Source organism: Facklamia lactis, from assembly GCF_015863205.1.
Classification (GTDB): Bacteria; Bacillota; Bacilli; order Lactobacillales; family Aerococcaceae; genus Facklamia; species Facklamia lactis.
This window is the reverse complement of the sequence record NZ_JACBXQ010000012.1, coordinates 1-1035: the sequence shown is the minus strand read 5'-3', so window position 1 is coordinate 1035 and position 1035 is coordinate 1. Positions and strand designations below refer to the sequence as shown.

General features: G+C 42.4%; 2 protein-coding genes. Both read left to right on the top strand.

The annotated features are described in order from the left end of the window. Positions 1-230 (top strand): hypothetical protein (locus tag HZY91_RS10740; protein ID WP_197116268.1); only part of this gene is annotated, 230 nt, incomplete at its 5' end. A gap of 451 nt (positions 231-681) precedes the next feature. Then, the coding region (locus HZY91_RS10735) for an NAD-dependent epimerase/dehydratase family protein (protein WP_197116267.1) at positions 682-1035 on the top strand (354 nt) is incomplete at its 3' end.

The window sequence follows — 1035 nt, the reverse complement described above, 5'->3', positions numbered from 1 at the left end:
ATCAACGCAAAGGAAGTAAGACAGAAGAAGAATTCGGGTATCCACATATTCAAGAAATGGTCAAAAAAACGCTAAAAGACGCAAGTGTAGTGAATGCCACTCGATGGAAAGTGTATGAAGTGTTAAAACAAAGCGGATGCGAAGTAGAGTGTGGAACAGGTGCACGAACGAAAATGAATCGTATTCGTTTAGACTTCCGAAAACACATTATTTTGACGCTTGTTGTGTAGGCGAAAGCACACCAAATCACTTATATTTCAAAACAAAAGAAGTGTTATTCATTAGAGCAAAGGGGCGTGGTAGTCGTTCACGCACAAACCTAGATAGATATGGCTTCCCAAGAGGTTATCTTGCAAGACAAAAGTTCTTCTTTGGCTTCCAAACAGGGGACATGGTTAAGGCTGTTATCCCAAGAGGGAAATATCAAGGCGTTTGGTTTGGCGAAGTATCATGCAGAAAGACTGGAAGTTTCGATATTAAAGGTAAGGACGGAAAGCGTATCGCACAAGGAATAAATTATAGATATGTCCAAGTCATTCAGCGATTCGACGGATACACATATCGAAGGGAGGGAATGAACATTGCGTAAGGTGCAATTCCTCCCCGTGCCTAAAGGCAGGGGCTTCCTTGCGTAAGTTTCGTGATAAAATTGAAGTGTATGACAAGGAAAGGAGATATTGTATGATTTTAGTCGTTGGTGGTGCGGGATATATCGGCAGCCATGTGGTAAAGAAATTAGTTGAAACGAAGCCGATCGTCGTGCTCGATAATTTATCGACAGGGCATCGTCATCTCGTGGACAAACGAGCGGTATTCGTTCATGGCGATTTAGGCGATCGGACGACGCTTGTACGCATTTTTGAAAAATATCCAATCGATGCGGTGATGCATTTTGCGGCGAATAGTTTAGTAGGCGAGTCGGTCGTTGAGCCGATGAAATATTATAAAAACAATGTCGCAGCGACGCTGACATTATTGGAAACGATGATGGAATATGGTGTCAAACGTTTTATTTTTTCATCGACAGCGGCTGTA